At 61.5% G+C, this 26,850-nt stretch carries 25 protein-coding genes; 13 read left to right on the forward strand and 12 right to left on the reverse strand.

Annotation, left to right across the window (positions count from 1 at the left end; genetic code table 11):
• Nucleotides 1-2 precede the first annotated feature (2 nt).
• The 5 genes from ASE36_RS19665 to ASE36_RS19685 all read left to right on the forward strand — a co-directional run bounded on the left by ASE36_RS19665 (nt 3) and on the right by ASE36_RS19685 (nt 4,831).
• The gene (locus ASE36_RS19665) at nt 3-1,100 is read left to right on the forward strand and encodes a methylenetetrahydrofolate reductase (protein WP_062284348.1); all 1,098 of its coding nucleotides are present in this window, start codon (nt 3-5) and stop codon (nt 1,098-1,100) included.
• Between the two features lie 84 nt (nt 1,101-1,184).
• On the forward strand, nt 1,185-2,147 hold the full coding sequence (locus ASE36_RS19670; RefSeq protein ID WP_062284346.1) for a methyltetrahydrofolate cobalamin methyltransferase: 963 nt from the start codon (nt 1,185-1,187) through the stop codon (nt 2,145-2,147).
• Between the two features lie 56 nt (nt 2,148-2,203).
• Nucleotides 2,204-2,491 (forward strand): BrnT family toxin, encoded by a 288-nt coding sequence (locus ASE36_RS19675; RefSeq protein WP_062284344.1) that lies wholly within the window; start codon nt 2,204-2,206, stop codon nt 2,489-2,491.
• Nucleotides 2,478-2,738, forward strand: a complete 261-nt coding sequence (locus ASE36_RS19680; protein WP_062284341.1) for a CopG family antitoxin — start codon at nt 2,478-2,480, stop codon at nt 2,736-2,738. Before ASE36_RS19675 ends, ASE36_RS19680 begins: the two co-directional genes overlap by 14 nt.
• Before the next feature lie 59 nt (nt 2,739-2,797).
• Nucleotides 2,798-4,831 carry an ASKHA domain-containing protein gene (locus ASE36_RS19685; RefSeq protein WP_062284339.1) on the forward strand — a complete coding sequence of 678 codons (2,034 nt, stop codon included), beginning with the start codon at nt 2,798-2,800 and terminating at the stop codon, nt 4,829-4,831.
• 44 nt (nt 4,832-4,875) lie between these two features.
• Here ASE36_RS19685 and ASE36_RS19690 read toward each other — a convergent pair whose 3' ends face one another.
• Nucleotides 4,876-6,276, reverse strand: a complete 1,401-nt coding sequence (locus ASE36_RS19690) for a PLP-dependent aminotransferase family protein (protein WP_062284337.1) — start codon at nt 6,274-6,276, stop codon at nt 4,876-4,878.
• Between the two features lie 64 nt (nt 6,277-6,340).
• Here ASE36_RS19690 and ASE36_RS19695 point away from each other — a divergent pair, with 64 nt between their 5' ends.
• Nucleotides 6,341-7,075: a pyridoxamine 5'-phosphate oxidase family protein gene (locus ASE36_RS19695; RefSeq protein WP_062284525.1), complete on the forward strand. Its 735-nt coding sequence runs from the start codon at nt 6,341-6,343 to the stop codon at nt 7,073-7,075.
• A gap of 54 nt (nt 7,076-7,129) precedes the next feature.
• Here the strand turns inward: ASE36_RS19695 and ASE36_RS19700 are convergent, their stop codons facing one another.
• The 4 genes from ASE36_RS19700 to ASE36_RS19715 form a co-directional block, all read right to left on the reverse strand.
• The gene (locus ASE36_RS19700; RefSeq protein ID WP_062284336.1) at nt 7,130-7,612 is read right to left on the reverse strand and encodes an SRPBCC family protein; all 483 of its coding nucleotides are present in this window, start codon (nt 7,610-7,612) and stop codon (nt 7,130-7,132) included.
• Nucleotides 7,609-7,920, reverse strand: coding sequence for an ArsR/SmtB family transcription factor (locus tag ASE36_RS19705; RefSeq protein ID WP_062284335.1), 312 nt, complete (start codon nt 7,918-7,920; stop codon nt 7,609-7,611). Before ASE36_RS19705 ends, ASE36_RS19700 begins: the two co-directional genes overlap by 4 nt.
• A 100-nt stretch (nt 7,921-8,020) precedes the next feature.
• A complete protein-coding gene (locus tag ASE36_RS19710; RefSeq protein ID WP_062284332.1) occupies nt 8,021-8,464 on the reverse strand; it encodes an acyl-CoA thioesterase in 444 nt (147 codons plus the stop codon).
• Nucleotides 8,465-8,538: 74 nt separating this feature from the next.
• On the reverse strand, nt 8,539-9,435 hold the full coding sequence (locus ASE36_RS19715) for a LysR family transcriptional regulator (RefSeq protein WP_062284330.1): 897 nt from the start codon (nt 9,433-9,435) through the stop codon (nt 8,539-8,541).
• A gap of 106 nt (nt 9,436-9,541) precedes the next feature.
• Here ASE36_RS19715 and ASE36_RS19720 point away from each other — a divergent pair, with 106 nt between their 5' ends.
• The 3 genes from ASE36_RS19720 (at nt 9,542) to ASE36_RS19730 (ending at nt 11,406) form a co-directional block, all read left to right on the forward strand.
• Nucleotides 9,542-9,757 (forward strand): hypothetical protein, encoded by a 216-nt coding sequence (locus ASE36_RS19720; protein ID WP_062284328.1) that lies wholly within the window; start codon nt 9,542-9,544, stop codon nt 9,755-9,757.
• An 86-nt stretch (nt 9,758-9,843) separates the two neighbouring features.
• Complete coding sequence (locus tag ASE36_RS19725) at nt 9,844-10,062, forward strand: hypothetical protein (RefSeq protein ID WP_062284327.1); 219 nt, start codon at nt 9,844-9,846, stop codon at nt 10,060-10,062.
• A 318-nt stretch (nt 10,063-10,380) separates the two neighbouring features.
• Nucleotides 10,381-11,406 (forward strand): GlxA family transcriptional regulator, encoded by a 1,026-nt coding sequence (locus tag ASE36_RS19730; protein ID WP_062284325.1) that lies wholly within the window; start codon nt 10,381-10,383, stop codon nt 11,404-11,406.
• A gap of 115 nt (nt 11,407-11,521) precedes the next feature.
• Here the strand turns inward: ASE36_RS19730 and ASE36_RS19735 are convergent, their stop codons facing one another.
• The 4 genes from ASE36_RS19735 to ASE36_RS19750 all read right to left on the reverse strand — a co-directional run bounded on the left by ASE36_RS19735 (nt 11,522) and on the right by ASE36_RS19750 (nt 16,621).
• Nucleotides 11,522-12,502 carry a hypothetical protein gene (locus ASE36_RS19735; protein WP_062611365.1) on the reverse strand — a complete coding sequence of 327 codons (981 nt, stop codon included), beginning with the start codon at nt 12,500-12,502 and terminating at the stop codon, nt 11,522-11,524.
• Nucleotides 12,503-12,794: 292 nt separating this feature from the next.
• A complete protein-coding gene (locus tag ASE36_RS19740) occupies nt 12,795-13,616 on the reverse strand; it encodes a sulfite exporter TauE/SafE family protein (protein ID WP_062284319.1) in 822 nt (273 codons plus the stop codon).
• A 257-nt stretch (nt 13,617-13,873) separates the two neighbouring features.
• Nucleotides 13,874-14,662, reverse strand: a complete 789-nt coding sequence (locus ASE36_RS19745) for a hypothetical protein (RefSeq protein ID WP_062284317.1) — start codon at nt 14,660-14,662, stop codon at nt 13,874-13,876.
• 153 nt (nt 14,663-14,815) lie between these two features.
• Nucleotides 14,816-16,621, reverse strand: coding sequence for a methyl-accepting chemotaxis protein (locus ASE36_RS19750; RefSeq protein WP_062284315.1), 1,806 nt, complete (start codon nt 16,619-16,621; stop codon nt 14,816-14,818).
• A gap of 182 nt (nt 16,622-16,803) precedes the next feature.
• On the opposite strand from ASE36_RS19750, the gene ASE36_RS19755 reads away from it, so the two are divergent.
• The gene (locus tag ASE36_RS19755; RefSeq protein WP_062284313.1) at nt 16,804-17,196 is read left to right on the forward strand and encodes an acyl-CoA thioesterase; all 393 of its coding nucleotides are present in this window, start codon (nt 16,804-16,806) and stop codon (nt 17,194-17,196) included.
• A 13-nt stretch (nt 17,197-17,209) separates the two neighbouring features.
• Here ASE36_RS19755 and ASE36_RS19760 read toward each other — a convergent pair whose 3' ends face one another.
• Both ASE36_RS19760 and ASE36_RS19765 read right to left on the reverse strand, forming a co-directional pair.
• Nucleotides 17,210-17,593 carry a DUF4440 domain-containing protein gene (locus ASE36_RS19760; RefSeq protein WP_062284310.1) on the reverse strand — a complete coding sequence of 128 codons (384 nt, stop codon included), beginning with the start codon at nt 17,591-17,593 and terminating at the stop codon, nt 17,210-17,212.
• A 143-nt stretch (nt 17,594-17,736) separates the two neighbouring features.
• On the reverse strand, nt 17,737-18,087 hold the full coding sequence (locus ASE36_RS19765; protein WP_062284523.1) for a DMT family protein: 351 nt from the start codon (nt 18,085-18,087) through the stop codon (nt 17,737-17,739).
• Between the two features lie 367 nt (nt 18,088-18,454).
• Here ASE36_RS19765 and ASE36_RS19770 point away from each other — a divergent pair, with 367 nt between their 5' ends.
• The gene (locus ASE36_RS19770; protein ID WP_244474815.1) at nt 18,455-20,428 is read left to right on the forward strand and encodes a putative bifunctional diguanylate cyclase/phosphodiesterase; all 1,974 of its coding nucleotides are present in this window, start codon (nt 18,455-18,457) and stop codon (nt 20,426-20,428) included.
• 42 nt (nt 20,429-20,470) lie between these two features.
• Here the strand turns inward: ASE36_RS19770 and ASE36_RS19775 are convergent, their stop codons facing one another.
• A complete protein-coding gene (locus ASE36_RS19775; protein WP_062284306.1) occupies nt 20,471-21,292 on the reverse strand; it encodes a hypothetical protein in 822 nt (273 codons plus the stop codon).
• Between the two features lie 311 nt (nt 21,293-21,603).
• On the opposite strand from ASE36_RS19775, the gene uvrB reads away from it, so the two are divergent.
• Together uvrB and ASE36_RS19785 are read left to right on the forward strand one after the other, a co-directional pair.
• Nucleotides 21,604-24,639, forward strand: coding sequence for an excinuclease ABC subunit UvrB (gene uvrB / locus ASE36_RS19780; protein WP_062284304.1), 3,036 nt, complete (start codon nt 21,604-21,606; stop codon nt 24,637-24,639).
• Between the two features lie 535 nt (nt 24,640-25,174).
• A complete protein-coding gene (locus ASE36_RS19785; protein ID WP_062284301.1) occupies nt 25,175-26,260 on the forward strand; it encodes a GTP pyrophosphokinase family protein in 1,086 nt (361 codons plus the stop codon).
• Nucleotides 26,261-26,850 lie beyond the last annotated feature (590 nt).

Genomic DNA, 26,850 nt, shown 5'->3' on the forward strand with positions numbered 1-26,850 from the left:
GCATGGCCCATATCGATGAAAACCCGCTCGGTCCGCATCTGCCGCTCGATCCCCTACCCGGCCATTCCTCCCTCGGCCGCCTGGAGCGCGTGCTCCGTCGCGGCGAATTCGCCGTCACAGCCGAGCTTAACCCGCCGGACAGCGCCGATCCGGAAGACGTCTATGAGCGGGCAAAGATCTTCGACGGCTGGGTCGACGGCATCAACGCCGTCGATGCCTCCGGCGCCAATTGCCACATGTCCTCGGTCGGCATCTGCGCGCTGCTCACCCGCATGGGCTACGCGCCGATCATGCAGATCGCCTGCCGCGACAAGAACCGCATCGCCATCCAGGGCGACGTGCTGGGGGCGGCCGCCATGGGCGTTGCCAACATCATGTGCCTGACCGGCGATGGGGTACAGGCCGGCGACCAGCCGGGTGCCAAGCCCGTCTTCGACCTCGACTGCATGTCGCTTCTGGAAACCGTCCGCACCATGCGCGACCAGTCGAAATTCCTCTCCGGCCGCAAGCTGACCACCCCGCCCAAGGTTTTCCTCGGCGCCGCCATCAACCCCTTCGCCCCGCCTTACGATTTCCGCCCCTATCGCCTGGGCAAGAAAATCGAGGCCGGCGCGCAGTTCGTCCAGAGCCAGTATTGCTTCGACGTGCCGATGTTCCGCGATTACATGGCGAAGGTCCGCGACCTGGGCTTCCACGAGAAATGCTACATCCTGGTTGGCGTCGGCCCGCTCGCCTCCGCCAAGACCGCCAAGTGGATCCGCTCCAACGTTCCCGGCATCCATATCCCTGACTCGGTCATCGCCCGCCTCGAAGGCGCGCAGGATCAAAAAAAGGAAGGCAAGCAGCTCTGCATCGACATCATCAATGAGGTGAAGGAGATCGAAGGCGTCTCCGGCGTCCATGTCATGGCCTATCGCCAGGAGGAATATGTCGCCGAGATCGTCCACGAGTCCGGCGTCCTGAAGGGCCGCAAGCCCTGGAAGCGCGAGCATGTGCGCAGCGACGACATGGCCGCCGAGCGCATGCGCGAGATCGGGGCAGATCCGGTGCAGGACCAGCAGGAACTCGCCGGCCGCGCCGCCCATCCCCAGGCGCACTGAGCCACAAGCATTGATTTTTCCCGGCATTTGCCTGCACATCCCATTCTCGCCGCGCAACAGCCGGCACCGACCGGAGGACTGAAATTGACCCGCACCATCGTCGCATCCGCCACCAAGGAAATCATCATCGGCTTCGATCAGCCCTTCTGCGTGATCGGCGAGCGCATCAACCCGACCGGCCGTAAGAAACTCGCCGCCGAGATGATCGAGGGCAATTTCGACACCGTCATCAAGGATGCGCTGGAACAGGTCGCCGCCGGCGCCACCATGCTCGACGTCAATGCCGGCGTTACCTCGGTCAACCCGAACGAGACGGAGCCGGGCCTGCTGGTCAAGACCATGGAGATCGTCCAGGGCCTGGTCGATGTTCCCTTGTCGATCGACTCATCCGTCACCGCCGCGATCGAGGCGGCCCTGAAGGTCGCCAAGGGCCGCCCGCTGGTCAATTCCGTCACCGGTGAGGAAGAAAAGCTCGAAGCCATCCTGCCGCTCTGCGCCAAGTATAACGTGCCCGTCGTCGCCATCTCCAACGACGAAACCGGCATTTCGATGGACCCCGACGTCCGCTTTGCCGTCGCCAAGAAGATCGTTGAACGCGCCATGGATTACGGCATCAAGCCTGAGGACGTCGTCGTCGACCCGCTCGTCATGCCGATCGGCGCGCTGGGTGACGCCGGCCGTCAGGTCTTCCAGCTGCTCCACCGCCTGCGCAACGAACTCAAGGTCAACACCACCTGTGGCCTCTCCAACATCTCCTTCGGCCTGCCGCACCGCCACGGCATCAATGCCGGCTTCATCCCCATGGTCATCGGCGCCGGCATGACATCGGCCATCATGAACCCCTGCCGCCCGCAGGAAATGGAAGCCGTGCGCGCCGCCAACGTTCTGAACGGCACCGACCCCAACTGCGGCAACTGGATCATGACCTACCGCGACCACAAACCCGCCGAAGCCGGCGCCCCCGCCTCGACCGCAGCCCCAGGTGCCTCGAGCGGTCGCCGCGGCGGTCGCGCGGGCCGGGCGGGTGCGGGCGCTGCGACGGAGTAACGTTCACGCACCCCTCCCGTTTTACATTTGCCTATACAAACGTGTAGTATGAATAGATGAAACGAGCGATCTGCGGTTTCGATTGGGACAGCGGCAATTGGCCGAAATGCGCCAAGCATGGCCTGACGAAACCGGAGATCGAGCAGGTGTTCATGAGAACGCCATCGGTCTACCCCGACCCCACGGTTGGTGAAGAGCGAAAGCGTGCAATCGGAACCACTGCAGAAGGCCGCTATGTCTTCGTCGTCTTCACCCTGCGCGAGATCGAGTTCGGCACTCTCATCCGGCCGATCAGCGCGCGATACATGCACGAGCGGGAGATTAGGCGCTATGAGCAACGGTAAAGGCAAGCAGATGCCGGTTCTGCATTCCGACGAAGAGGCAGAAGCCTTCGTCGACAACGCAGACCTTTCCGCATACGACCTGTCCGGCTTTCAGCCGGTCCAGTTCGAATTCGAGAAGAAGTCGGCACAACTGAACATGCGACTCCCGGAAGCCCTTCTTTCGGCGGTCAAGGCAAAGGCACAGGAGCGAGGCATTCCCTACACCCGCCTGATCCGGGAAGCGCTTGAAAAGACCGTTGCAAAATAAGCCGACGCAGATCGAACGAGCATAACACCGGGGATCGCCCCACATATCGAAAGACCCTGATGACCGAGACCACCGATCCCCTCGTCCTCTTCATGCCCTCCGGCAAGCGTGGCCATTTCCCCGTCGGCACCTCCGTGCTGGAGGCGGCCCGCACGCTCGGCGTCTATGTCGAGAGCGTCTGCGGCGGCCGTGCCACCTGCGGGCGCTGCCAGATCGAGGTCCAGGAAGGCCATTTCGCCAAACACGGCGTCACCTCCTCCAACGATCACATATCGCCCGTCGGTCCGAAGGAAGAGCGCTACGACCGCGTGCGCGGCCTCCCCGAGGGACGCCGCCTCTCCTGCTCGGCCACCATCCAGGGCGATCTCGTCGTCGATGTGCCGCAGGATACCGTGGTCAATGCCCAGGTCGTGCGCAAGGCGGCCTCCGACCGCGTCATCGAGCGCAACCCCGCCGTCCATCTCTGTTACGTCGAGGTCGACGAACCCGACATGCACAAGCCGCTGGGCGATCTCGATCGCATGAAGGTCATGCTGGAAAAGGACTGGGGCTATACCGACCTGCAGATCGAACCCTATCTCCTGCCGCTGGCGCAAAAACTCCTGCGCAAGGAGAATTTCACCGTCACCGCCGCCATCCACCGCGACAGCGAAACCTCGCGCCCGACCGTCATTGCCCTCTGGCCCGGCCTGCACAACGAGGCCTATGGCATCGCCTGCGATATCGGCTCGACGACGATTGCCATGCATCTCGTCTCGCTGCTCTCGGGCCGCATCGTCGCCTCCTCGGGCGCCTCCAACCCGCAGATCCGCTTTGGCGAGGATCTGATGAGCCGCGTCTCCTATGTGATGATGAACCCCGATGGCCGCGAAGCCATGACCAAGGCCGTCCGCCAGGCCGTCTCCGATCTCGTCGACCAAGTCTGCGCGTCCGGCGGCGTCACGAGAACCGACATCCTCGACTCGGTCTTCGTCGCCAACCCGATCATGCACCACCTCTTCCTCGGCATCGACCCGACCGAGCTCGGCCAGGCGCCCTTCGCGCTTGCCGTGTCAGGCGCGATCTCCTGCAAAGCCTTGGACATCGAGCTGTCGCTCAACCCCGGCGCCCGCACCTATCTGCTCCCCTGCATCGCCGGCCATGTCGGTGCTGACGCCGCCGGCGCCACGCTCTCGGAAGGTCCGCACCGCCAGGACAAGATGATGCTGATGGTTGATGTCGGCACCAATGCCGAGATCGTGCTTGGTAACCGTGAACGCACGGTTGCCGCTTCGTCCCCGACAGGCCCAGCCTTCGAAGGCGCTGAAATCTCCTGCGGCCAGCGCGCCGCGCCCGGCGCCATCGAGCGCGTCCGCATCGACCCGGAGACGCTGGAACCCCGTTTCAAGGTGATCGGCGTAGACCAGTGGTCAAACGAGGAAGGTTTCACAGAGGCCGCCGAAAAGACCGGCATCACCGGCATCTGCGGCTCGGCGATCATCGAAGTCGTCGCCGAAATGTATCTCTCCGGCGTCATCTCGACCGACGGCGTCGTCGATGGCGCGATGGCTGCCAAAAGCCCACGCATCCTCGAAAACGGCCGCACCTTCTCCTACCTGCTGCATGACGGCGCCCAGAAGATCACGGTGACGCAAAACGACGTCCGCGCCATCCAGCTCGCCAAGGCAGCCCTTTACGCCGGCATCAAGCTCCTGATGGAAAAGCTCGACGTCGAAACCGTCGACACCATCCGCTTCGCCGGCGCCTTCGGCTCCTTCATCGATCCGAAATACGCGATGGTGCTCGGCCTCATCCCCGATTGCGAACTCTCGGAAGTCAAAGCCGTCGGCAACGCCGCCGGCACCGGCGCGCTGATGGCCCTCCTCAACCGCGACCACCGCCGCGAAATCGAGCACACCGTCACCCGCATCGAAAAGATCGAGACGGCGCTAGAGCCGCACTTCCAGCAGCTCTTCATCGACGCCATGGCGCTCCCCAACAAGGTTGATCCCTTCCCGAAGCTTTCGAGCGTCGTGACGCTGCCAGAGCGGAAGGTGCTGGCGGAGGGGGATGGCGAAAGCGGCGGACGGAGACGGCGGAGGTCGAGGGAGTAGGCTTGTGAGGCGCAAACATTGTGGCGCCCTTGACGCCTCTCGCCTCAAAGCCCCGCCACAAAGCGCCGCGCCGCATTCGCCAGCACCTTCGGCTCAAACCCCGAAAACCCCACCACCAGCCCCCGCCGGTCCGTCGGCCCGGCGTAAAGCGGCGACAGTGCCTTGACCCCAAAACCGACCGCCCGCGCCTCTGCCGCCAGTGCCACATCGTCTTCGTCAGCGCTCAGCTCCGCCACCAGATGCAGCCCCTGCTCCGGAATGGTGATATTCAGCCGCTGGCAGTCGAGCGCCTCCACCAGCGCATCCCGCGCCGCCTTCACCCGCTTGCGCGCCCGCTTGATATGCGCCGAGAAATGCCCGTCGCGTAGAAATTCGGTCAGCGCATCCTCGGCCAGCGTCGAGGGAAAGCGATCCGTTAGCCGGCGAATGGTCAGCAGCCGCTCACGCAAAGGGCGCGGCACGACCAGATAGCCGATGCGGAAACCCGGCAGCAGCGTCTTCGAAAACGTGCCGAGATAGATCGCCCGACCCTCGCCATCGATCCCTTGCAAGGCGCTGAGCGGGGGCCCGGCAAAGCGGAACTCGCTGTCGTAATCGTCCTCAATGATATAGGCGCCCGCCTCTCGCGCCCAGTCGATCAGCGCGAGTCGCCGCGCCATCGAAAGCGTCACGCCGAGCGGATACTGATGCGACGGCGTCACATAAACGGCTTTGGCATCAGGCCGCGCCGCCATGCCGGCTGCAACATCGATCCCCTCCGCATCCACCGGTACGGCGGTGATGTTAAGACCGGCCGCCTCGAACACATCGCGCGCCGCGACGTAACAGGGGTCCTCGATCCACACGGGATCGCCCGGCTTCAAGAGAGCACGAACCGTCAGATCCAGCCCCTGCTGCGTTCCCGCCGTCATGATGATCTGATCGGGCTCGCAAGTCACCCCGCGCGCCGCCTTGAGATAGGCCGCAACCTCGACCCGGAGCGCCAAGCTCCCAGCCGGGTCGTTATAATGAAAATGCCGCGCCGAGGGCTGGGTCAGGTGCCGGTTCATCAGCATGCGGAAGATTCGGAGAGTCGTCCCGTCCGCCGTCGAACAGCCGAGCGCCCCCGGAAGCGGCGCCCGCGCTTCCTCGATTTCGACAGGGCGCGGTGCCGGAGGCGCCTGCAACAGCGGCACGGCCTCGGCCACATAGGTGCCCGCCCCGACCCGCGCCTCGGCAAACCCGTCCGCCACCAGCATCTCGTAAGCCGCAACGGCTGCCCCGCGCGACACGCCGAAGCGCTTGGCAACATCCCGCGTCGTCGGCAGCTTGTCACCGGGCCGCATCTGCCCGCTCTCGATCAGCCCCCGCAGCGAGCGATACAGCGCCAGCCGTCGCGGTCCTTGCGCCGGCAGAAGCGGCGTATTGGCCGACCAGTCGGAATTGGTTCGATTATTTTTGGCCATGGTGGATCTTCTTTGGACCAATCGCGTCGCCTATCCCTGCCTCATCAGCCGCAAGGAGGCAAGCATGGACGACAGACCTGACCCACAATCCTTCCCAGTCTCCCCGCGCAACCGCGCAAAGCGCCTGCATGAGCGCGCAGCTTACGACCGCGACGCCGTCTATGCCGTGCTCGATGCAGCGCTTCTCTGTCACGTCGCCTATGTCATCGACGGCCAGCCCTATTGCACGCCGACGATCCACTGGCGCGAGGGCGACTGGCTTTTCTGGCATGGCTCGTCGGCGAGCCGCATGCTGAAAAACCAGAAGGCGGGTTTGCCCGTCTGCCTGACTGTGGCCCATCTCGACGGGCTGGTGCTCGCCCGCTCCGGTTTCCACCACTCCGCCAATTACCGCTCCGCCATGTGCTTCGGCACCGCCCAGATCATCGACGACCCGGAGGAAAAGGCCGAGGCCCTAAAGGCCGTCGTCGACCGCTTCTATCCCGGCCGCACCGACGTTTTGCGCGAAAACGACCCGCAGGAAGCCAAGGGCACAATGGTCATCGGCATGCGCATCGAGGAGGCCTCGGCAAAAATCCGCACCGGCGGCGTCTCCGATGACCCCGCAGATATCGACGCAGCGGTCTGGGCCGGCGTCATCCCGGTCGAGACCCGCCTCAGGGCGCCGGAAATCTGCCCGAAGGTGCCTGATGGTGTGGCGTTTCCGGAGCACCTCGCCCAGTTCCAGGAAGGCCGCCGGCTCGACGAGGTCTTGACGGAAAGCCAGGCGCTCTACGAAGCCGCCCTCGTTCGCTCCTGATTGCCCCGGATGTGGCGGCTCTCAAAGCCGCCACATCCTACCTGTCGTGCGCAATCAGCCACGACCGGCAAAATCGGCATAAATAGCGAGCAGCCCCGTCCAGCCGCCCTCGGCCTCCAGGATCGACCGCGTCCGCTCGGCCGCCGCACCAAAATTCTCGATCAACCGGTGCTCGAAATCGACCTGCGTCTCCGTCTCCGACAGCGCCGTGAACACCACCTCCACCTCAGTCAAAAGCTCCGGATCGAAGACCCACTCGCCATTGAGCTGCCAGGACAGCACCAGCCGCCCCGGCCGGTCGTAAACCAGCACCCGGCCCCAGTCGCATTCCTCGCCACCATTGCCGATCTCGTACCAGCGCCCGCCCACAGAGGGTTCTATGACAACGGTCTTCGCCCCGCTCTTGGTCAGCGAATGCGTCTTCAGCCACCAGTCGCCCATGCCAGCGGAAAACACGTCGAACGCCCGTTCGCGGCTTGCCTTGACGCTGAAGCGCTTGACGATCGGCGCGGGCTTGATCTGCGGTTGCTCCTTCATGTCTCTTCCCCTTCCTCGACGGCGCGTTGAAAGGCCGCCAGTTGCTGATCCCAGAATTGGTCGAGCCAGGCGCGCAGCGGCCCGAGCCCGTTCGGATCGATCGCATAGATCCGCCGGCGCCCCTCGGCCCGATCCGCGACCAGCCCCGCCTCCTTCAACACCTTGAGATGCTGCGACACCGCCGGCTGCGACACAGGGACAAGCCGCGCGAGATCCGCGACGGACTGCGGCCGTGCCGCGATCTTCTCGAACAGATCGCGCCGGGTATCGTCGGCCAAAGCCTGAAGGATCTTCAAATGATAAGTCATGACTTATAATAAGCACAGACTTATGATATTGGCAAGCACATGAAAAAGGCGGCGCATCAGCCGATGCCCGCCCCTTATCCTCCGCCATGGACCCGCTGCGTTACGCCGCAGCCATCCACCCTTCCAGCTTCGCCCGCTGGGCGTCCGTAAACGCCTGCGACTTCCGCGTCCTCTGGTCGAAATGCACCACGACGGTCTCGGCCGACGCACAGAGCTTGCCGTTCTGAAACACAGCCTGTTCCATGGTGACGGAAGACCGACCCACCTTCGTTACCCGGGTGCCGATCTCGACCGTTCCCGGCCACAAGACCTCGGCGATATAATTGATGTCCAGCTTGGCGAGCACGAAGGAAAAGCCCTCCTCCAGCAGCCTTGCATCCGCCTTGAAGATCAGTTCCACCCGGCCCGTTTCGAGAAAGGTCGCATAAACGGCATTGTTGACATGCCCCTGCCGGTCGGTATCGCCGTAACGCAGCTTGTCATAGGCCTGGCCCGCAAAATCCTCGAGCCGCAGCCCCTGCCCCTGCCCCTTGTCATCAGTCATGCCAGTCCAAACCTTATTCGCTATTCGCTATTCGCTATTCGCTATTTCTCTAAATACCCACCAGCCTCACGGCCTCACGCAGCCATCCCGATCATCTCGGAAAAGGCATAACGCACGCTGTCGGCCACGGCCTGGATCGTCTCGCCCGTCTCGCGCGCCGTCAACAGCCGAACCTCGAAGGAGCCGAGCTCCGGCAGGCCGTGTTTCGATCCGAGCGCCGTCATGTCGTCGGTGAGGTAGCTGCGCGGCAAGGGCGCCACCGCCAGATCCGCGATCACTGCCGCGCGCTGCGCCATCGTATGGGCCGAAAGATAGGCGATGCGATAGGGCCGCCTGTCCTTCTCCAGCCGCGACAGAGCATCCGCCCGCCAGCAGCAGCCATCCTCCCAGATCGACACGGGTAGCGGATCGCGCAAATGCGCCGTGCCGCATTTGGCGCCGGCCCAGACCAGTTGCTCCTGGTGAATGACCTCGCCCTCATGCAACACCGTGCCGGGCGACGTATTGACCAGTGTCAGATCCAGCCGCTGCTCTGCCAGCCGCCGGCGAAGCGCGCCGGACGTATCGACGGTGAGATCCACCATGATCAGCGGATAGAGTTCGGCAAAGCGGCGGAGAATCGTCGGCATGAAGCGTTCGCCGATATCGTCGGGAGCACCCAGCCGCACGACCCCCTTCATTTCCGGCATGCGAAAACGCCCGACTGCCTCGTTCGACAGCGCCAGCATGCGCCGGGCATAGGGCAACAGCACCTCCCCGCTCTCCGTCAGCGTCACCGAACGCGCATCGCGGAGAAACAGCGTCACGTTCAGCTGCTCCTCCAGCTTCTTGATCTGCATCGAGACCGCCGACGGCGTGCGAAACACCCGGTCGGCCGCAGAGGTGAAACCGCCGGTCTCGGCGATCGCCACGAAGGTACGAAGCACGTCATTGTCGAGCAGCGGAAGCGGCTGGCGAAGCATCAGGGTCATGGCGGAGCGCCTTCAGAAAAATTGAACCTGAAGACGATACAATCGCGTTTGATTGAATGTCAATCCGGGCGCAAGCTGTTTTCCATCATCCAACAGGAGACCGGCCATGACAAACCAGACCAGGACGGACCAGACGCTTTCCCGACCCGTCATGCAGACTGTCCCGCAGACACTGTTGCACCTTTTCGCCACCCTCACGCTCAGCCGGACACAGGGCGGGGCACTCGATCAGATCAACGCCTTGCCCGGCCACCTGCGCCGCGATCTCGGCCTCGCCGACACTGTGCAATCGATAACGTTTGTGAATGACGGATATAAATAACATTCGTTGGATTGATGGAACATCGAAGCGCATAACATCATCACCCGAAAGGGAATCCCAAGGAAAGGACGACCGCCATCACCCTCTTGCACTATGATACGCCGCTCGGCATCTCGCCAACCGCACCCTCCAGCGCATCCCTCGCCCGCCGCGCGGCGCACGCCGTTCTCGGTACCTTGGGCGATCTTGCCCGGTGCGCGGCCGAGGCGCAGCGTCGCCGCAGCGAGCAGCGGGCGCTCGATGCCTTGCCGCTCGATCTGCGCAAGGACATCGGCTGGCCTGCGGGCGACATCCGCCGCCTCTGAACGGCAAAATCGGACAGGCCGCGACACGACCCGAGGGCCGCGTCGCAAAGGGACGAAATCCGCTTCAGTATCCCTGCCACCGCAGGGCTCCCCAAAAAGCAGATTTTTCAATGCCCTTGCGGATCTTGATCGCTATCAAGCCCGGCTTCATCCGGTCGCAGGCAGAAAGAATCCAGAAAATGTCGCTTTTTAGCAGAAGGGAATGCTTCCGCGCCGCGCGATTTCATGACAATGTCGCAGAACGAACATCCCCGGACCCGTTTCCAGTCGAGCATGCGACAAAACACGGGAACGACCAAACGGGAAACTGGGCACATCATGAGCAAGCAACCGACGCAGACCAAGAAGCGTTCGCTCGTCTTCTTCCTCGTACCGCATTTCACCCTCCTGCCCTTTGCCGGCGCCATCGAGACGCTGCGCATCGCCAACCGCATGCTGGGTTATGCCGCCTATGAATGGCGCCTCGCCTCGGTCGACGGCCAGAAGGTCTATTCCTCTTCCGGCATCGGCATCGAGGTGAACTCCTCGCTCGCCGACGAGCGCCGTTTCCTCGGCGGCGAAAACCGCCCCAACATGGCGATCGTCTGTTCCGGCATCTATGTCGAGGAGTTTAACAACAAGTCGGTCAATGCCTGGCTGCGCGAAGCCCACAACCGCAACGTCGCGGTCGGCTCGCTCTGTACGGGCGCCCATGTGCTGGCCCAGGCCGGCCTGTTGAATGGCAAGCGCTGCGCCATCCACTGGGAAAACCTTCCCGGCTTCTCCGAAACCTTCCCGCAGGCCGAAGTCTATGCCGATCTCTACGAAGTCGACGGCAACATCTACACCTGCGCCGGGGGGACTGCCTCGCTCGACATGATGCTGAACCTGATCGGCCAGGATTTTGGCGAAGGCCTCGTCAACCGCGTCTGCGAACAGCACCTGACCGACCGCGTCCGCTCCGCCAACGACCGCCAGCGCCTGCCGCTGCGCGCCCGCCTCGGCGTGCAGAATTCCAAGGTGCTGCAGATCATCGAGCTGATGGAAGCCAATCTCGCCGAACCCCTGTCGCTGCTCGAAATCGCCGACGACGCCGGCCTTTCGCGCCGCCAGATCGAGCGCCTCTTCAGACAAGAGATGGGCCGCTCCCCCGCCCGTTACTACCTCGAAATCCGCCTCGACCGCGCCCGCCACCTGCTCGTGCAGTCCTCCATGCCCGTCGTCGAAGTCGCCGTCGCCTGCGGCTTCGTCTCCGCCTCGCACTTCTCCAAGTGTTACCGCGAACTCTACAACCGCTCCCCCCAGCAGGAGCGCGCCGAGAGGAAACTCACGATGTCGAGCAACCGGACGGGAGTGGTGGTGTAAGCAACCGGATACACCCGGAGCCCCTCGCGGGGTTCGATCTCCCCCATTGAGGGGGAGATGGCCGGCGGGCCACAGGGGGGTATCATTCGGCAGGACAGCGCCCAGAAGTCAAACGCTACGGAACAGTCCGACACGCAGATTTCAACGGCAGGCCATACATGGCACAAGAGGGTGCGGCTCCGACTTGCTCAATGGCCTTTTCGGCCAGAATTTCAGCAAGTGTTCCATCATCGAGCCTTATTAGCAGCAACCCTGCATCAGAGATCGACGGGAATGCCGACGACTTCCAACTCGGCGATACAAATTCGCCGTCCATAACCTCTGTGACCGACCAAGTTGTCCGATAGCCTTTGCCGTCATCTCCACCGCCTTGGCCGATACAATAAAATCTACGACGAAACTGGTGATACTCGCACCCCACATACGAAATTGAGCTGCTTAATTTAGACAATTTTCCTTTGGTATCAACTCTATAGAGGGTAGCCGAACGTCTCTCAAAGGGCAGAGAAAAGTCTACAGCAACTATCGTCAGGCCGTCATGGCTGTCGTTCGACATACTAAGAACGCCCAAGTCTGCTGAACAGCAGATTCGATAGGCACGCCCTCCTGAGATCTGCTGCAACTCAGATTTTCGCGGAAATGTCCCCGCATCGCCGCGAAATAGATCCCTTGGGTCGTAAGTGACGGCGTAGTACCCCTGCTCAGACGCCGAAATCCTGAAAATGGAATTTGCGAAAGTTCGCTCCGGTCGGCAATTGCCGCTGTAGTCACAAACATCGACTCTGGAATGACCTTCGCCCGCATGATTTTCACCCGTCTGGTTGTTCAGCAGAATGAAGATGCTGCTGTGGTTTGCGACCACTTGATCGACCACAAAACCATCTGGGGAATAGGTAAACGCTCGTCCAGCTCGAAAGGGAGTAAAAGTCAGCATATTGATCGGGGGCTCAGCTTTGAGCTCGTAGTCAACAATCATTCCCTCGATGATCCAAGCCATCTCCATGGAAGGAATTTGGGGTTTGGACGGAGGAGAAGGAGCAACGTCGGTATGCGCGAGGACGTAGAGGCCCACAGACAGGGCGAGAATGAAGAACAAGAGATGCTTCTTCAGAAAACTCTCCCTGATCGATGGTCTGGAGATCCCAAATTCTACTGTCAAAGCCAGACAATGTGACGAAAGCAATTAGTATAGAAAATTTCTCCTAAAGAAAACTGGCAAAAGAGCCAGCCGAGCCGCGAAGTCATGTTCCTTAGCCAACCAACTCCCAAACACCGCCGACAATGTCCTAGCCCGTTGGTACGAGAGCGCGAATGGTCACAATCGCTTAGCTAGAAGGGTACACGCACCACCCCAGGCCGCCTCGGTTCGCAACTCTGCCCCCTGAGTTTCACCCCACCAGACTCCAAAAAAACCTCGCCGACACAAGCAGCAGAAACACCGCAAACCCCATCTCCAGCTGCCGCTTGTTCAGCCGGTGCGCCAGCTGCGCGCCATAGGGCGTGACCAGCATGGCGATCGGAAAAATCACCGCAAAGGCGATCCAGTTGACATAGCCGGTGGAAAACGGCGGCAGGCCGGCTTCGCCCCAGCCGGCATAGATGAAGCCGAAAAAGGCCGGGATCGAGATCAGCACGCCGACGCCCGAAGACGTCGCCACCGCCTGGTGGATCGGCCGGCCGTACAGCGTCATGAAGGTGTTGTTGAACACCCCGCCGCCGACGCCCATCAGTCCGGAAAACAGTCCGATCGCAGTGCCGACAAGAAACCGCCCCGGTTCGCCGGGCAATTCCGTGCCGAGATGCCACCGGTTGGATAAAAACAGCATGCGCGCGGCGAGCACCAGGCCCATCACCGCGAAGAACAGCCGAAGCCCAGCACTTGACACATAGGCGGCAACAACGGTCGCCAAAAGCGCCCCGAGCGGCACCGCAATCATCCAGCCCTTGAGGAGCTGCATGTCGACCGCCCCGCGCGTCTGGTGCGCCCGAAACGAGCGGATCGAGGTCGGCACGATCAGCGCCGTCGAGGTGCCGACCGCCAGATGCATGATCACGTGTTCGGGGATGCCGGCATAACCGAAGACCTGGTAAAACACTGGCACCAGCACGGCGCCCCCGCCGATCCCGAACACGCCCGCAAGCAAGCCCGCGACGGTGCCTGCGGCAGCGAGCATCGCGGCAAAGAGGAGAATATCGGCAATCGGTGGCATGGCATCCTCCGGCAAGAACGCGACCATCCCCACGGACAGTCACGAGGCGGCAAGGCCGCAAACCGCGTCGACAACAGCGAGCCCGTGCACGACCCACCTCGACGCTCCCCCGCCTCTAGGCCGCCTGACCCCCGACCGCAAGCCCACCCGCGCCGCGTCCGGTACGCTCCACGGGTAGAACAGCCGGATGCGCTGACGACATTTGGCCACCAGCGCTTCGGTATTTGCCTAATTAAACAATTAGCTTACTTGGGAAATTACCGACAATTCCGCTTGTCCAGATAGAGCGAACAATCCTTGCCCGCTGGCGAACGCGCCGGCGCCTGCGCCGCTGCCACCCGCCGGCTCGACACCGGAGCGGGATCATTCATGCCGGAAGTGCCGCTGTCGACCGAAAGCGGCAGGATCCCGCTCTCCTCCGGCACCGCATCGGCCACCTGCACCGTCCCTGCAGCCGCACCGCTCGGTCCCGTCACGATCTCCGTCGGCTCATCGAAGCCGATCCCATCGACCACGGGCTGACTCGTCTGGCCCTCGGCCATCGCCATCGCTCCGCCTTGCGTCACAATCTGCGGCTGCACGCCCTCCGTCTCGCGGTACCCATCCGCCACGGCATCGCCGGAAGACAGGTCAGCCGAGGCAACATCGCTTGAGGCTTGGTCCACACCCAATTCTCCGTCGATATTGACGCCGCCTTCAGGGATCGCCATCGCCGTCTGGCTCTGAGGCGCCGCAGAAATCTCCGACTGTGCAGGTGCCACCGCAGCCAGATTGGGTGTATTGAGATAATCGATCCCGGCACTTCCGCCATTGGCAGCCGTGGCAGGCGGCGCATAGGCAACCGCCTCGGACGAAACCGCGCCCACCCGGCCAACCAGCACCCGTCCGTCACGCTTTTCGACGCGGCCAATAAGCACATCGCCCTTTTGCGGCCCGCCGATATCGGCAAGCGGAATGCGGTCGCTGCCGGAACAGCCGGCAGTGGACAAGGCCAGAACGGCGACCGCCGTCAGACGGCAGCCAAGGGACGAAAACACAAAACTCATTTCACCCTCGATGGCCCGCTATGGGACAACTAAAGGCAGCATAATACAGCCCGGCTTAACGCGCCATGAACGGCAGATAGCAGCCCGTGGCGCAGCAAAAAGGGCCGGCTGATCGCTACGCCGGCCCCGTTCCAAGTGCAAATCCCGTCTGCCTCAGGCGGCCCGCCGCGCCGCCTCGCCGGCATTCACCCTCAGCCGCGACAAAAGCTGGCGCAGCTTGTGGCTCTCTTCCGCCAGCGATTGCCCGGCCGCCGAGGTCTCTTCCACCATGGCGGCGTTCTGCTGCGTCATCTGGTCCATGTGGTTGACGGAGGTGTTGATCTCGGCAAGTCCCGTCGCCTGCTCTTTCGCCGCCGTCGCAATCGTGTCGACGCTGTCGTTCACCCGGTTGACCAGCTGCTCGATCTCCAAAAGCGCCTCCCCGGTCGCCCGCACCAGCCCGACGCCGGTATCGACCTCATGCGCCGATGCGCTGATCAGTACCTTGATCTCCTTGGCCGCATTGGCGGAGCGCTGCGCCAGTTCCCGCACCTCCTGTGCCACCACGGCAAAGCCACGACCCGCTTCGCCCGCCCGCGCCGCCTCGACCCCGGCATTGAGCGCCAGAAGGTTCGTCTGGAAGGCGATCTCGTCGATTACGCTGATGATCTGGCTGATCTTCTGCGACGAGCCCTCGATCCGCCCCATGGCGTCGACCGCATTGCGCACGATCTCGCCGGATCGGTTGGCGCTGCTCTTCGTCTCCGCCACCATCTGGCGTGCCTCGTTGGCCCGCTCGGCCGCCGTCCGCACCGTGGCCGTGATCTCGTCGAGAGCCGCCGCCGTTTCCTCAAGTGCGGCCGCCTGCTGCTCGGTGCGCCGCGACAGGTTGTTAGTCGCCTCGCTGATATGACCGGCACTCGATGTCACGACGTCACTGCTCTGGTTGATCGACACGAGCACACCGCCGAGAGACTGAACCGCCCGGTTGAAGTCGCCCCGCAGCTTTTCATAATCAGCGCCGATCGCTCCGATCTGCACCGTCAGATCGCCGTCAGCCAGCTGCTCCAGAGCCGCGCCGATGGCATCGATCGCCTGGGACTGACGCTCTGCCGCTGTCCGCAACTGCGTCTCGTTGCGCGCCCGCTCGCCGTTCAGGCTGTCCTGCTGCACGGCCTCCCGCTCGCGCATCTCGATCCGGTCGCGCACGCTGTCGCGCAGCACCTGCAGCGTCTGCGCCATGCCGCCGATCTCGTCGCCGCGCTCGGTATCGGTGATTGCGGTATCAACGCGTTCGCCGGCGATGTCGCTCATCGCAGTCTTCAGCCGGTTGATCGGCTGCACCACGCTGCGCACCACCATGGCCGCACAAAACAGGATGGCCAGGATGGCAACCCCGATGATGACGGCATATTCGGTCGCCGTCTGACGAAACAGCGCCGCAAGGTCATCCGAATAGACACCGGTGCCGACGATCCAGCCCCAGGGTTCGAAACCGATGACATGGCTGAACTTCTCGACCGGCGCCTCGAAACCCGGCTTCGGCCAGAAATAGTCGACGAAACCTTCCTTGTTGGCCTTCACCACATTGACGAATTCGACGAAGAGGTGCTTGCCGTTCGGATCCTTGTTCTGGCTTAGATCCTTGCCGTTCAGTTCCGGCTTGATCGGGTGCATCACCATCGCCGGCTGCATATCGTTGATCCACAGATAGCCGTCGGGCGCATAGCGCATGGCCGAGACGACATCCTTCGCCCTTTCCTGCGCCTCCGCGCGGGTCAGGCTGCCCTCCTGCTCCATCTTGTAGTATTTGTTGAAGATGGCGATAGCATTGTCGTTGATCTGCGCCAGCCCCGCCCGCCGCTCATGGGTCAAAGCATCATAGGCATTGAACAGGCTGTAGGTCAGCGTGGCAACGAGAACGCTCAAGGCAATGGCAACGAGAGCATAGAGTCGAATCGACAGGGATATGGATTTCATCTGGACCTCGGACTTTGCGTCAAAATTGCTTAAAGTGTTATATTTGCGCCTTCTGTTTTTCTAAATTTGTGACTGTGAATTCTGAGGGGTTTAAAGTGATGGATGAATATTGACAGTTTGCACCGTTTGATAGCGCGGTCTCTCCTCCGGGATGCAAACACGATACAGGATTCGAACACACAATGACCCTCTCCACTACCGCCGCTCCGAAAGGTGAACTCACCTTGCGCACACTCGCCATGCCGGCCGACGCCAATGCCGCAGGCGACATCTTCGGCGGCTGGGTCATGGCGCAAATGGACTTGGCCTGCGGCATCCGCTCGGCCGAACGCGCCCGCGGCCGCGTGGTCACGAAAGCGGTCCAGGAAATGGCCTTCGCGCTGCCGGTGAAGATCGGCGATACGCTCTGCGTCTATACCGACATCAGCCATGTCGGTCGCAGCTCCATGACGCTGAAGGTCGAAACCTGGGCGCAGCGTTATCTGACGCATGTGATGGAAAAGGTGACCGAAGCGACCTTCGTCATGGTCGCGCTCGATGCCGAAGGCAAGCCGACACCCGTGCCAGCGCTCTGAGCCGGGCGAGGTCTTAGCAGGCCTGCGCTCTCACGGTTCCCTGGTGAAACAGCATCTGCCATTTCGTTCCGTCATGCGTCCAGATCGAGCTTCGCAGGGTCGACCGCGTGGAGCCATCGCGATAAACGCGGGTAGCCTCGTAGGTCAAAAGCACCGCGTTTTTCGAAATCGGCCTCAAGGCGTAATTCGTGGTTTGAAGCTCTCCGCTGCTATCATCCTCTTCCTCGAGGAGCAGCGTGATGATCGCCTCCCTGTCGTAGGCGCGGCCAGAGGCACCAATCTCAAGAAATCCCTCGGCCAGCAGGCCTTCTAACTCGATCCTCGACCGCCGTATTTCGGGACGGTGCAGGGCCTGTTCGAGAGAGCGGATCTCCACAAGATCGGGAAGAAGGGTCAATTCTCACACCTCTGACTGGGAAGAGATCAGCCAGGGTCTCTTCCTTCATAAGTCATTTCAACCAGACATTACACGCAAGCCAGCATCACCCAAGGGAACCGGAGCTGCAGGAGCCGCAAACGGCCCGGCCGGCACCGCAGCCATCACCCCCGGAAGACGAAGGCAGCCCCGGCCGCGATCAGCGCAAAGCCGATGGCGTGGTTGATCGTCAGGCTCTCCTTCAGGAAGAAGACCGAGAAACCGGAAAACACGATCAGCGTGATCACTTCCTGCATCGTCTTCAGCTGCGCGGCGGAATAAACCTCGGATCCGATGCGGTTGGCCGGAACCGCCAGACAATATTCGAAGAAGGCAATGCCCCAGCTGGCGACGATGGCAATCCAGAGCGCCGACGTTTTGTATTTGAGATGGCCGTACCAGGCGAAGGTCATGAAGATATTGGAGGCGGAGAGTAGCAGGATGGGCCAAAGGGCAGCGGGGGAAAATGTGGGCATGGAAACACCGGGGCGGGAGTGAAGACACGAGAAAACGGCACTTGCCGAGTCTGGTTCCATCATCGCGGTTTTTGCAAGGCGGGCCAAGCAGGACCGCATGTTTTGCCTGTGTCGTCGAGCGACCACCGTTGACGCAACCCATCAGCGAGGAGAGCTCTCGTTTGTCCGGAGCCACGAACAACCACAAATGGTCGGCAGCACAAAAAGGAGGAAATTGACCGCCCCAAGAATTGGTCCGTTATTTTTAGCAAAATACCGGACCAAGCTGTAACTGGCCGTTAAAACACTGCTGTTATTGCTCAATTATTGCGATTAGGTTGGGCGTTTGAGTATGGATTTTCGACGAAGCCGAACTGGCGAATTTCCCTTGGCGGTCCTGCAAGCGCAGGTGGCGGACATCCAGCGCGGCCATCGCTCCACCCTCCTCTACAACGGCATCTGCCTCGCCTTCGTCATGCTGATCCTCCACCTTGACGGTGGTTTGGGCTGGCCAGTCGTTGCCTGGTTCGCCGTCTCGCTGGTGATTATTGCAGCGCGTTCCTGGCTGATGCGGGACCTCATGCGTAAGGGTCTCAACCAGTCGGATCCGAAGCGATCCCTCGGCATCCTGTCATTCGGCGCCCTCGCCCTCGGCTTGTCCTGGGCGGCGCTCCCGTTCGTCTTGCCCGACTTCGCACCTCTCGGCCAGCACACACCGCTGATGATCATCATGGGTGGCATGGCCACCGGTTCGATCGTCAAGCAGATCGGCTACACGCCTCTGGCGCTCGCTTATGCCGTGCCCATTCTGTGCGCGCTGATCGTCAGCCTGCTGCGTCACGGCGAACCGAATGATTTGCTCATTGGCGCCTGCCTCACGCTGCTGATCACCGTCTTCATCCGCCGCAGCATCTGGGCCCAGCACATTTTCATCAACAGCCAGATCGCCCGCCATGAAGCGACCGCTCTCGCCGACAGCCTCACTCGGGCCAACAGTGACATCCTGCGCCAGAACACCCGCCTGGAAGCCTTGGCGAACCGGGACATGCTGACGGGACTGGCGAATCGCATGTTCTTCCACGGTCGCCTGCATGGCGACATCGCCCGCGCCGCCGTAATCGGCGAGACCGTGGCGCTGCTGATCTTCGACGTCGAACGTTTTCAGGCGATCAACGACACGCTCGGCCACAGTGCGGGCGACGCGCTCCTGCGCGAGATGGGCGCGCGGCTGGAGAAGATCGTTGACGACGACAGCCTGATCGCCCGCCTCGGCGGCGACGAATTCGCGGTCATTGTCTCCGGCCAGAACGCGATCCGGCGCGCAAGGAGCCATGCTGCCCGTGTGCTCGAAGAGAGCCGCAAGCCGATCAATTTTGGCAAACACCGCGCCACGGTCGGCCTCAGCGTCGGCTTGGCCGCCTATCCCGACCATGCGGCAACCGCAGAAGAACTGCTCGTCAGTGCCGACATGGCCCTTTACGAAGCCAAGCGCGGCGACCGCCGCAAGCTTGGCGAATTCGATCCCGAACTGCGCCGCAATGCCGAGCGCAAGCGCCTGATCGAGCAGGACTTGGGAGCCGCGATCGAAACCGGCGCTCTCGGCGCCTGGTTTCAGCCGCAGCTCGACCTCACCTCCCGCCGCATCACCGGCTTCGAAGCTCTGGTCCGCTGGCACCATCCGCAGCTCGGTTTCATTGCGCCGCCTGACATCGTCAACGCCGCCCAGGCCATGCATCTGTCGGAGCACCTGACCGCCCGCATCGCCGCCGACGCCTGCATCCTCGCGCGCCAGCTGCCGGAACTGGGCCTCGACGGCGCGACCGTCGCCCTCAATGTCTCGCCACGCGAATTCGCCCTTTATTCCGTCGCCGACATGCTGGAGGAAGTCACCGCCATTCACGCGGTTTCCCCATCAGCGCTGGAGATCGAAATTACCGAGGAAGCCATCCTCGACCCCGCCCTTGCCGACGCCCAACTGAAGCGGCTGGAGGAAGCCGGCTACAAGCTCGCCGTCGACGATTTCGGCATGGGCCATTCCTCGCTCGCCAACCTGATCAGCCTGAAGGTCGACCGGCTGAAGATCGACCGCAGCTTCGTCAAGGACGTCGCCCGCAGCGAAACCAACCAGAAGCTCGTCACCGCTATGGTCAGCCTCGGCCAGTCGCTCGGCCTCGACATCGTCGTCGAAGGCGTCGAAACCCAGGAAGACGCCGCGGTCCTCGCCCGCCTCGGTTGCACCATGGCACAAGGCTACCTCTTTGCCCGCCCCATGCCCCCCAAGGCGCTCTCCACCTGGATCGCCGAACACCAGCCCACGACCGTCAAACGCAAGCGCAAGACGGCGCACCTGTCGGTGGCGTGAAGAAGTAGATCGACTGATGGCGTCTTCGTAAGGGCAGCCAGTCTAGATCCGTCTTAGGCCGTCTATGGTCTCAAGAAGGCTCGAGAGCGTGCGCTCGAAGGGTCTGATATGTCGGTCGATATCCAACTCGTGAACCGGCTGGTCGCCATCCCAACCGAAGCGTTGCGACGGCAGCAGTGCGAAGGCGTCCGAGCCTCTGATTGCGACTTGCGGCAAATCTTCCAGCTTCAGGACCAGCAGAGCTTCGACTGCGCTGACCATTCCCGCCAATCGCAGGCTGGCAGCGTCACGATCGGTGGTAACGAAGTCGTAGGCCCATCGGCCGAGATGCGTGGTGTTTTCAATGCACAAGAGTCTTTCAGGCAGGACCGTTCCGCGCCAGAGCGAACGTTGATGTTCGGGCCGTCGCAGCGCGGCGAAGTCGCCGGAGAACGCACTGGAAAGATGGGTCCAGATGATCAGGCCGCAAAATGTTGTATCGTCGAATCCGTCCGCTGAACGGCTAAGCACCGCCTGCGTCACCGAGAAGGGAACGCCACCACGCGTGCCCTCGATGTGAAAATCGCAGACAATCTCATTGCGCGGAACGAAGTAGTGACCCGGCATGCGCGCGATCTGCGGCGCGGGTCTTCTCGCCATGATCGACCATTTCTCCACCGTCGGCAGAAGCAAAGGCAAGATCGCAAGGTAGAAGTCGGTCTGCATCCGGCGCTGCTTCGACACTGTGATCAAGCCGAGCGACGTCAATACGAGGAACGCCACACCAAGCGATACAGCCAAAAACAACTCATGGGATCGCTGAAAGCTGATCCACATCCCGATGAAGATGATCGCCAAGAGAGAGACAAGGCCGAAGACCTGCACGTTCCCCAGTTTCCTCAGTCGAGCGCCGCGCCGGCCATTGTGAGAACGCACAATTGAGGCAATCTCGGACCAGTCGGGTCCCGAAGATGCTGGCTCCTGCGCGGCGGAGTGAACGGAACTGATCGGCTTGCCCCCTAAGTTGCACAACCACTATCGATCACCCTACCGCACTTTGCAACGCATCGCTGTTCCACCCGGCCCACACCCTCCTGCCACCACCATGGCAACAGCCCGCCTCCCCGTTGCGTTTTCGTTCTGATTTCCCCGCCCCGCCCCTTCCCTTTGTCGGCCTGCTTCTCCATATTCCGGCCATGGCAAAATCTCCCAAATCCTCCGCCCCCTCGACCGGTTTCGAGGAAGCCCCGCAAGCGCCCTTCGAAGGCGCGCCGCTCTCCGGTTCGGTCGCCGACTGGGTGAAGCAGTTGGAGGCCGAAGCCGAGGCTTCGACGGTCGAGAGCCAGCGCGAGCTTGCCTCCAAGGCCGGCAAGCACCGCAAGAAGATCGAGGTCGAAGCCCGCCGCCATGCGGAGAAGGTGGCGCTGGAGAAAACTAAGCCCACGACTGCCAAGAACACCACCGCGCAAAAAACTTCCCGCGGCGTCTCGATCGGCGCCTCCTCGGATCCCAAGACCCGCGCCGCCGCCGGCCTTAACCCGATCGCCGGCATGGACGTATCCCTCGAGGAAGCCGAATCCCTGGCTCCCGGCGCCGTCACCGCCACCGTCGACGCCTTGTCCAAGCTGATCGAAAGCGGCAATCCGCTGTTCAAGAACGGCGAGCTGTGGATGCCGCACCGCCCGGCCCGCCCGCAAAAGTCCGAGGGCGGCGTCAAGATCCGCATGGCGTCGGACTTCGAACCCGCCGGCGACCAGCCGACCGCCATCAAGGACCTCGTCGAGGGCCTCAAGAATGACGATCGCACCCAGGTCCTGCTCGGCGTCACCGGCTCGGGCAAGACTTTTACGATGGCCAAGGTGATCGAGGCGACCCAGCGCCCGGCCGTCATCCTCGCGCCGAACAAGACGCTCGCTGCCCAGCTCTATTCCGAGTTCAAGAACTTCTTCCCCGACAACGCGGTCGAATATTTCGTCTCCTATTACGACTACTACCAGCCGGAAGCCTATGTGCCGCGCTCGGATACCTTCATCGAGAAGGAATCGTCGATCAACGAACAGATCGACCGCATGCGCCACGCCGCCACCCGCGCCATCCTCGAGCGCGACGACTGCATCATCGTCGCCTCCGTCTCCTGCATCTATGGTATCGGCTCGGTCGAAACCTACACCGCCATGACCTTCCAGATGTCGGTCGGCGACCGCATCGACCAGCGCCAGCTCTTGGCCGACCTCGTCGCCCAGCAATACAAGCGCCAGGACATCAACTTCGTCCGCGGCTCCTTCCGCGTCCGTGGCGACACGATCGAACTCTTCCCCGCCCACCTGGAGGATGCCGCCTGGCGCATCACGCTGTTCGGCGACGAAATCGAGAGCATCACCGAATTCGACCCGCTCACCGGCAAGAAGACCGGCGACATGAAGTCGGTAAAAATCTACGCCAACAGCCACTATGTCACGCCGCGCCCGGCCTTGAACGGCGCCATCCAGTCGATCAAGGCGGAGCTGAAGATGCGCCTCGCCGAGCTCGAGAAAGGCGGCCGCCTTCTGGAAGCCCAGCGCCTGGAACAGCGCACCCGCTACGACATCGAAATGCTCGAAGCCACCGGCTCCTGCGCCGGCATCGAGAACTATTCGCGTTACCTCACCGGCCGCAAACCCGGCGAGCCGCCACCGACGCTGTTCGAATACATCCCCGACAACGCGCTGCTCTTCATCGACGAAAGCCACGTCTCCGTCTCCCAGATTGGCGGCATGTACCGGGGCGACTTCCGCCGCAAGGCGACGCTGGCCGAATACGGCTTCCGCCTGCCCTCTTGCATGGACAACCGCCCGCTGCGCTTCGAGGAATGGGACGCCATGCGCCCCCAGACCATCGCCGTCTCCGCCACCCCCGGCAGCTGGGAAATGGAAGAATCCGGCGGCGTCTTCGCCGAACAGGTCATCCGACCCACCGGCCTCATCGACCCGCCGGTCGAAATCCGCCCGGCCAAGTCCCAGGTCGACGACGTGCTCGGCGAAATCCGCGAGACCGCGCAAAAGGGCTACCGCACACTCGTCACCGTCCTCACCAAGCGCATGGCCGAGGACCTCACCGAATACCTGCATGAACAGGGCGTGCGCGTCCGCTATATGCACAGTGACATCGACACGCTGGAGCGCATCGAGATCATCCGCGATCTGCGCCTCGGCGCCTTCGATGTCTTGGTCGGCATCAACCTCTTGCGCGAAGGCCTCGACATCCCCGAATGCGGCTTCGTCGCCATCCTCGATGCCGACAAGGAAGGCTTCCTCCGCTCCGAAACCTCGCTGGTCCAGACCATCGGCCGCGCCGCGCGAAACGTCGACGGCAAGGTCATCCTCTATGCCGACCAGATCACCGGCTCCATGCAGCGCGCCATGGACGAAACCTCCCGCCGCCGCGAAAAGCAGATGGCCTACAACATCGAACACGGCATCACGCCCGAATCCGTCAAGGCCCGCATCTCCGACATCCTCGACTCGGTCTACGAACGCGACCACGTCCGCGCCGACATCTCCGGCGCCACAGGCGGCAAGGGTTTCGCCGATGGCGGCCACCTCGTCGGCAACAACCTCCAGGCCCATCTCAACGCGCTGGAAAAGTCCATGCGCGACGCCGCCGCCGACCTCGACTTCGAAAAAGCCGCGCGCCTGCGCGACGAAATCAAACGCCTCAAAGCCGCCGAACTCGCCACCATGGACGACCCGATGGCCAGGCAGGAGGCGAAGGCGGTGGAAGGCGCGAGAGGGAAACAGGCGCCGCCCCCTCCGTCGTCATCCTCGGGCTTGACCCGAGGACCCACAACCGGCGACGCCGACCAACCCCGCATCTCCCCCTCCGGCCGCAACAAATCCGGCGCCCCCGAGGGCAAGGGCAGCTATTTCTCCAAACCCCATATCGACGACATGGGCCCCGGCACCGACGGCGCCGTGCCGATGCCGAAATCCGGCCCGGAAGGCTCCTATTTCCGCAAGAACACCCTCGACGAAATGACCGTCGGCCGCACCGAAAAACCGGTCACCGGCAAGCTGCCGGAGAAGCCGGCAGGCACAACCAGTTCCCTCCCCCCTGTAGGGAGGGTTGGGGAGGGGAATCCCGACGCCCCCCGCCCCATCATCCGCGCCCGCTCCGGCGCCGGCTCCTACGAGGACCCGTCTGACGGCAAGCGCAAGGCAAGGACGAAGGGCAAAACGGGGCGACCGGGGCGGTGACCCCTCCTTCTCCCCGCTTGCGGGGAGAAGGTGCCCGAAGGGCGGATGAGGGGCATCCCCTCCCCCCTTAGGGGAGGGTAAGGGACGGGCAGACTGCACGCTCGACGCACGCCTTCAACGGACTAAATCCAAGACCTGGCAAAGACTGCTCTCTGATCTTCTCAGTTACATGACCGCTGGCTGGCACAGCCGTTCTCGCAGCGTGCGATGGCTGGTGCGGGGTATTACGGTTGCCTTGGCGGTGGGATTGGTGTGGTGGTGCGGTTAACCTAGCTGCGGCGCCGGCCTTGCGAGGGCATAAACGAATCAGCCAGGCAACAATGCCAGCAACATCGGCACTCCGAGCTTGGAGCACGCTAGATCGCTGGTCCCAAGTCAGAGCTTTGGATACACTGACACAATTTCGGGCGCCAGCACACCCGGTCGGTTAGGCAACGCACTGAAAAACGGCGCAGCGCATCTTGCGCCCAATATTAGAAGCGCCTATGCGTTGCAGTACAAGACGGTGCAATCTATAGTTGGAGCGGCGCGGATAATGGATTTTGAACGCGAGATTGACGATTTACTTCCTAAATTCAGACGCCTCACTATCTCTATAGAAAGCATAATCAAGAATCTAATTGAACAAAACAATATAGAATATCTCTCAGTTTCTGGAAGAACAAAAACAAAAGAATGTATTATAGAAAAAATAAAACGAAAAAACTATAAAGACCCAAAAAGCCAAATTACAGACATCTCGGGAATAAGGATAATATTGTTTGTTGAGTCGGATATTGATCTTGTATCAGACATAATCAACCAGTCTTTCTTTGTCGACAAATTGCACAGCAGCAACAAAGACGACAAGCTGTCGTTAGATCAAGTTGGATACAGGTCCGTTCACTTTGTATGCGACATAGGCAAGCAGAGATCTGCGCTTCCAGAGTTTGAGGGCTTAGATAATCTGAAGTTTGAGATCCAAATCAGAACCGTGCTTCAACACGCTTGGGCCGAGCTAGCTCATGACAGATCATACAAATTCCGCGGCCAACTCCCGAGCAGCATTCAACGCCGCCTCTATCTTCACGCAGGTCTGCTAGAAATTGCGGACAAAGGCTTCAGCGAGTTGGCTAGCGAGATTGATGAATACACGAAGAGCGTGAATCGAAGTTACAATGCTGGGAATTTAGACATTGATATAAACTCAATAAGCTTAACCGAATTTATTCAGAATTGGGCTGAGAAGAATAGGTATCCGCTGGAAGACATATCTGAAAATGTCCACGCTCAAGTTTCTGAGCTTGTCACTGAACTAGCGGGATTCGGAATTACTAAGATTTCACAATTAAGCCAGTTGATTCCCGAAAATTTCGTGGAGAAAGCTAGAGAGTATAATTTTAGAACGAACATCTTCGGTTTAGTAAGGCACCTCATGATCATAGAAGACGTCGAAAAGATCATGAGCCAGAAAAATGTCCGATGGACATTCTACGACCCAGCAGACGATCCTGAGGAAATGAAAATGTTTGAGGCCTTATCTTCAGAGGAAAACTTATCAAATATAAAGAGAAGAATTGATGACGAATATTATGAAAAAGACCAAGACCATTACGAACCTGATGATGACGAAATTTATTGATCAAAAATATACGAATCCTTGTCCTTGGATGATTCGATGAGGCATAACGCCGGCCTCAGATGAGAATACACGCGGCATCTGCCTGCGTTGAGTGATGACGGACGCCCCCACCTCCCCCCTTGCGGGGGAGGACGGAAAATCGAAGGCTTAGGCGCGCGCAAGCCGCCTAAACTTCAGATTTTCCTGGAGAGGGGCACGGTTCCGTTGGCACTGACCTGACCGAGCCCCTCTCTTGCAAAATCTGAGGTTTGGCCCTGATCGGGCCGATTCCTCGATTTCGCTTTCTCCCCCGCAAGGGAGAGATAGGGCCCCGCGAGCCGCAAATCGCCCAAAAAAGGGGGATGAATTCCAAACATTTCCCAACAAAATCAAACCCTGACATGTTTTTTCATCCCCCACCATTTCCGCCGTCGTAAACTTGTCGCTGTCCCGCCCTCGGATACACCTGACGATGCGATGTCAGGCGAGGCGGGGCCGGCGCCGGGGTTAAGTGCTGTCGCAGGTGCAAGACCCCGGCCCGCTGCAACGGTCTCCCTCCGGACGTGGGGATGGAACGAAGGTTTGGCGGTCGGATGCCGCCAACCGGATAA

The organism is Rhizobium sp. Root274 (genome assembly GCF_001429245.1).
In the GTDB taxonomy this organism is placed as follows: domain Bacteria; phylum Pseudomonadota; class Alphaproteobacteria; order Rhizobiales; family Rhizobiaceae; genus Allorhizobium.